The 6,199-nt window shown below is 35.3% G+C and carries 5 protein-coding genes; 1 reads left to right on the forward strand and 4 read right to left on the reverse strand.

Translation table 11 applies throughout. The annotated features are described in order from the left end of the window. Positions 1–102: 102 nt before the first annotated feature. The 3 genes from KI369_RS10325 to KI369_RS10335 all read right to left on the reverse strand — a co-directional run bounded on the left by KI369_RS10325 (position 103) and on the right by KI369_RS10335 (position 3,901). Positions 103–1,368 carry an MFS transporter gene (locus KI369_RS10325; RefSeq protein WP_212955881.1) on the reverse strand — a complete coding sequence of 422 codons (1,266 nt, stop codon included), beginning with the start codon at positions 1,366–1,368 and terminating at the stop codon, positions 103–105. A gap of 188 nt (positions 1,369–1,556) precedes the next feature. Beyond that, positions 1,557–2,369 (reverse strand): polyphosphate kinase 2 family protein, encoded by an 813-nt coding sequence (locus tag KI369_RS10330; protein WP_212955882.1) that lies wholly within the window; start codon positions 2,367–2,369, stop codon positions 1,557–1,559. A gap of 89 nt (positions 2,370–2,458) precedes the next feature. After that, the gene (locus KI369_RS10335; RefSeq protein WP_212955883.1) at positions 2,459–3,901 is read right to left on the reverse strand and encodes a carbon starvation CstA family protein; all 1,443 of its coding nucleotides are present in this window, start codon (positions 3,899–3,901) and stop codon (positions 2,459–2,461) included. A 243-nt stretch (positions 3,902–4,144) separates the two neighbouring features. Here KI369_RS10335 and KI369_RS10340 point away from each other — a divergent pair, with 243 nt between their 5' ends. Then, positions 4,145–4,609 (forward strand): YozF family protein, encoded by a 465-nt coding sequence (locus KI369_RS10340; RefSeq protein WP_212955884.1) that lies wholly within the window; start codon positions 4,145–4,147, stop codon positions 4,607–4,609. Positions 4,610–4,767: 158 nt separating this feature from the next. Here KI369_RS10340 and KI369_RS10345 read toward each other — a convergent pair whose 3' ends face one another. Then, a complete protein-coding gene (locus KI369_RS10345) occupies positions 4,768–6,030 on the reverse strand; it encodes an MFS transporter (protein ID WP_212955885.1) in 1,263 nt (420 codons plus the stop codon). Positions 6,031–6,199: the final 169 nt, after the last annotated feature.

The raw sequence follows: 6,199 nt of genomic DNA on the forward strand, positions 1-6,199 counted from the left end.
ATATTTCTATTTACTTCGAAAAACTGTTGTTATAAATACTTAAAGTCAAACAAAAAAGAAAGGGCGATATGCATGCCCTTTCTTTTTCATACTTTTATATAGTTAAGTTTTCCGAGCCCATATCACAACAGGAATAAGCATGAAAGCTAAAACTCCTCCAGCTAATGACAATGCCGCATAACTTGAGTTTGCCACTACCATACCTGACATCGCTCCTCCTGAAGCTCCAGCTAACGCAATGAACACATCTATTTTCCCTTGTGTTTTTGCACGTGTAGAAGGTATAGTTGCATCAACAATTTGAGCAGTACCACTGATTAAACCGAGGTTCCACCCTAATCCAAGTAAAGACAATGCAACAATTAATAGTATTATAGAATCACTCGGCGCTATCGCAGCTACGACACCTGCCGCTAATAAAATTACTCCACCAGCTATACTCATCGTAGTTCTTCCAATTTTATCAATTAACATTCCTGTAACGAGAGATGGAAGATACATTGCACCTACATGAAAACCAATTACAAGACCTACTGCACTTAATCCATGACCGTGGTGTCCCATATGAACTGGCGTCATCGTCATAATCGCAACCATCACGATTTGTGTAAGTATCATTACGATAGCTCCAACCGTAATACCTCGTTTGTTTTCTGTCGCTTCTTCCGTCACTGCTTGCCCTTTATATGTATGCTCTTTTTTATATGTTTCTATCATATTAGCAATAAGTAACGGATCTGGACGAAGCATAACAAATAAAACAAGACCCGCCAGTATAAATGCAGCTGCTGATAATATGAACGGACCAGCAAGTTCAGGAATTCCAATTGAATGAGCAAACCTTCCCATTACACCTACTAAATTCGGACCTGCGACTGCACCAAAAGTCGTCATTACCATCGTAATACTAATAGCAGTTGCTCTTTGCTTCTTATCTGCTAAATCTGTACCGGCATAACGAGCTTGTAGATTTGTAGCTGTACCGGCACCGTATATGAGTAAAGAAATAAGTAAAAGAATAATGCTATTTGTTAAAGCTGCCAATACAACACCAATTGCTCCAAACCCACCTACCATAAATCCTGCTGCAAGACCTATGCGGCGACCATGTTTTTGCGATAACTTTCCAACAAAGAAAGCCGCTACCGCCGATCCCATCGTAAACATAGCAGCTGGTAATCCAGCAAATGCATCTGTCCCTAGCATTTGCTGCGCAAGAAGTGCACCTACTGTAATTCCAGCAGCTAACCCAGCTCCGCCGAACATTTGTGAAATACTTACGATTATTAACGTTCTTTTGTATAATTTTTGTTGCTCTTCTTCTGTATACATACGATTACTTATTGAAGCACCTGCCGTATCTATCATTTCCTCACCCTCTCTATAAGACTAATACCTATTGTTAATGTACTATAGAACAATAAAATCCCCAAATTTAAAATGCTGAAATTCATTTATACATGTAAAGAACCCCACGGTTTGTGTTTTTTCCATTACCGAGGGGTTCCCAAATTTACAGGGTATTTCTACTTTATATTTCATATGAAAACTTTGTACTATTTTACAACTATATCTTGATTCGTTTCAAAGTCTTCTGTCTTACCTTCTTTTATTTCATAATAATATGAAGGTAGTTCTATATTATGTTTTAAGAGATAATCCTCAATTAATGAGATAATCACTTTCAACGTTTTCAAACGAGCGTATAATTTATCGTTACTCGCGATAATTTGCCATTTCGCATTTGGCTTATTTGTTTTTTCAAACATGTCTTCCGTTGCTTCAACATACTCGTCCCACTTTTCACGATTACGCCAATCTTCGTCTGTGATTTTCCATTTTTTTAAAGGATTTTTCTCTCTATCTTTAAATCTCTTTAACTGTTCATCTTTACTAATATGATAGAAAAACTTCCCGATTATATAATGGTCATCTGTTAATAGGTTTTCAAAGTCATTAATCTCATCATACGCTCTCGTCCACTCTTCCTTTGTAGCAAAACCCTCAACACGCTCAACTAACACACGGCCGTACCATGAGCGATCAAAAATAGTAATTTGCCCGTACTGAGGAAGTTTCCGCCAGAAACGTTGCAAGTAGTGGTATCGTTTTTCATGAGGTGCTGGTGCTCCAATTGGATTTACTTGAAACCCACGTGGATCAAGGTGTTCCGTCACTCGTTTAATCGCTCCGCCTTTTCCAGCCGCATCCCAGCCTTCCATAACGAGCATAACAGCGATTTTTTCTTCTTTTACAATTTGCTGCAACGCTAATAAGCGCCTTTGATATTTTTCAAGTCTCTTATTGTATTTAGATTTCGATTCAATTCTTTTCGTCAAATCTACTTTAGCAAGATGTCCATTTTCCATAAAACAATTCCCCCTTGTTGTATGACCATGTTATTTTAACATATTATTGGAAATTTTTTCACATTAGAAAAAGCCGTGTAGAAAAATCTCTACACAGCTTCCTTCTCTAATTGCACATCTACTTCAATATTCTCATTTCTATTTTTCACAGCTTTTATAAAGAATACAGCAGTTAATATAACCGTAATAACTGTACCTACAATATAAGATGTGTTTAGTGGAATATTAAAACCAATTTTTGCATTTAAAATATAAATGACAGTCATGAGCGTCATAAATATCGCTGGAATTAAGGAAACAACATACGGTTTTCCTTTTATAAATAAATACATCGTTCCAATCCATAACGCAATTGCTGCAGTCGATTGGTTAGCCCAAGAGAAATACCTCCATAATAATGTGAAATCAATTTTCGTTAAACCGTATGCAATTACAAACAATGGAATTGCAATCATTAAGCGATTTTTCAATTTTGTTTGGTTAAAATTGAAATAGTCGGCAATGATAGAACGTGCCGCACGGAATGCAGTATCACCAGATGTAATTGGTAATACAATTACTCCGATAACAGCAATTGTTCCACCGACAGCACCTAGCATTGTCTTCGAAATTTCACTTACAACCGCAGCTGGTGTACCTGATTTAATTAACTCATTTAATTCACCGTATGAGAAAATACTCATCGCAGCCGCTGCCCAGATCATTGCAATAATCGCTTCCGCAATCATCATGCCAAAAAATACATATCGGCCATGTTTTTCAGTTTGAAGTGTTCTTGAAATAATTGGTGATTGCGTTGCATGAAATCCTGATAAAGCCCCACATGTAATTGTCAGCATTAATAGTGGAAAAATAGGCGCATGATCTGGATGCATATTTTCAAACGTTAATTCTGGGATAGGAGAACCTTTTATTATCATCATTCCCCCTATGCCAATAGCACTTATTAGCAATAATGCACCTAATACCGGATAAATTTTTCCAATAATTTTATCAATCGGCAAGATCGTAGATAAAATGTAATATACGAAAATAACGGATAAAATAATAGTTATTGACACTTTCCCTTGCAATACAATATCAAGTAATGATGCTGGTGTTGTAATAAACACAGTTCCTACTAATACTAACAGCAACAGTGAAAAAACATTTACAATGTGTCTCATTGCATTTCCTAAAAACTTCCCTGCTAATTCAGGAATATGCGCCCCTTTATTACGAATAGAAATCATCCCTGTGAGATAATCATGAACAGCCCCTGCAAAAATAGCCCCAATTACGATCCAAACAAATGCAACCGGTCCATATAAAGCACCTAATATTGGTCCAAATATAGGTCCAGTACCTGCAATATTTAATAATTGAATCATAGAATTCTTTCGCCTATCCATAGGTACATAATCTACTCCATCTTGATTTACATAGGCTGGTGTCTTTCTTTTGTAATTGACTCCAAATATCTTTTCAATAAACTTTCCGTATGTAAAATAACCAATTATCAATACGACGATTGATACTAAAAATGTAATCACTACTATCCCCCCCTTTATAGAGAACGCTTTCTTATTTCCATATAAGGAAACGTTTTCAAATTTATTCTAGCATATTTAATCACATTAAATAAACAGTTTATATAGAATTTTTAGTATATTCATTTTATAAGATGATGATTCCTAGTCCGATATACATACCTCACTTACATTATATGGTATATCCTCTCACGAAGAGAAGATACTAACAAATAAATCTGTTACAGAATGGGAGCTCTCAAAAAAATGAAACGAAAAATATTAACTCTCTTTACGCTTATATGCTTAGCGCTACCAATACAAGCTAGTGCATACACATTTCAATCACTACCAATCGCGTCAAAGTCTAATCAGTGGTATATCGAAATTGATAAATCTCATAGCGCAAACAAGCAAGCAGTACAGACAAAACAAGGTGCATATGATACTTATAGTTTACTCGTAAAAAACATCGGTAATGATGTATCTAATGTATCAGTGAAAATACTTGATAACACCCCTACATCTAAAGCTACCTTTAATCCTATTACTTTAAATAATAACGTTTCAAAAAGTCATACAAGCTCTGACTACATGGCATTTCCATTAGACCCTAATAGCCATAATTTCAAAGTCATCATTACTTGGGAAGAAAAGAACTTTTCTTACAACGGCCATCCAGTAAATGAGAGTAAACAAATGAAAGAAACATTTGTATTTAATGAAGAGTAAGCTCTAATTTGATTAGGGCTTACTCTTTATTTACAAAACCGGATTGAATTGCTTCAAATACCTTTTCTCCAAAATATATTTACATCCCAATTCATATACTAGTAAATTATGTAGGTTTTCTATATTCATATACCATATCCCCCTTTTAACCTACATAATTAATCGAACCGCCTAATACTTGGTACAGCCAACGCTAGTCCAACTGTTACAAGTACTAAAATAGCTAGTGTTATAATTGTTATCTCACCACCTATTACATTTGCTAACCAGCCAACAACTACATATCCTAATGGTAATAAAGCAAATGAACCTAGCATATCAAGGCTTGCCACCCTTCCAAATGCTTCTTCTGGCACAAGCTCTTGTAAACTTGTTTCCCAAATGAGTCCAAATATCATCATACCGAACCCTTCAATTGCCATTAATCCAATTAATGCAGGTGCCCAAGTAATGAACGGCATTAATAAAAGTGCACAACCACTTATTAAAACACCACCATAGGCAAGTAATCCTCGCTTATGCCAACGCTCTTTCCCGCCAAATATTAGCGCGGCAATGACAGCTCCAACGCCAGAAGATGCCATTCCTAATCCATACACATATGCTTCAAAATGATGATGAACATTAAATAGCCATGGAATTAATACGACGATAATTCCTGCATAACAAATATTGATGAAAGAAAAAACTAAAATTGTAATCCATAGCCACGGATGACTTTTTAAAACGAAAACACCTTCCATAAACTCTTGTTTATAATCGACTTTTTTCTTTTCAATATGGTTTACTTTTTTAAACTTTATTTCTCTTAAAAATAATAAACAGAAAAATGATAGCAAATACGTTACTGCATCCAGTCCAAATCCTATTCCGGCAGATGCAACTGAAACGATCAATCCTCCAAGAGCCGGTCCAATTAGTCGTATACCTTGATTACTCATTTGAGTTAATGCATTAGCTGCATTTCGGATGTCCGGTACAAATACTTTTGCTCTTACAGCCGCATACGCTGGCTGAAATATCCCTTCCATAAGTCCATATAAAGCTACGAGTACATATAGAAGCGGAATTGTTAATACGTTCATAAATATAAGTTTTGCAAGTAATAGCATTAATATACAGCGAATTATATCTGTAAATAACATTACTTTCACCCGATCCATTCGATCTACGACTAATCCAGCAAACGGTAACGCAAGAATATTAGGAAGCATGTACATTGCCATAGTCATTCCCATTACAACTGTTGATCCAGTCAATGAATACACAACGACTGGCAAAATAACCATCGTTATCGAACTACCTAAAGTCGAAAACAATTGCCCAATCCATAAAAATTTAAAATGTGGTGACGCTTTAACCGGCAATAACAATTTACCGACATAACTTACATGTTTCTCTGTTCGTATTTCTCCCGGCATACCTCTCTCCTCTTTTCAAATTAAGTTAACACTAAATATAAAACAGAAAATTCAATCTTAAATACTTTTAATTATATATGAAACTGTTAAATTATTAGTAAAAATGTAAAAAAGAAACTCGTAATGAATCTAAAAAGATTACATGTTAAATATAAATAAAAAAGGTGTT

This window comes from Bacillus sanguinis, from assembly GCF_018332475.1.
Classification (GTDB): Bacteria; Bacillota; Bacilli; order Bacillales; family Bacillaceae_G; genus Bacillus_A; species Bacillus_A sanguinis.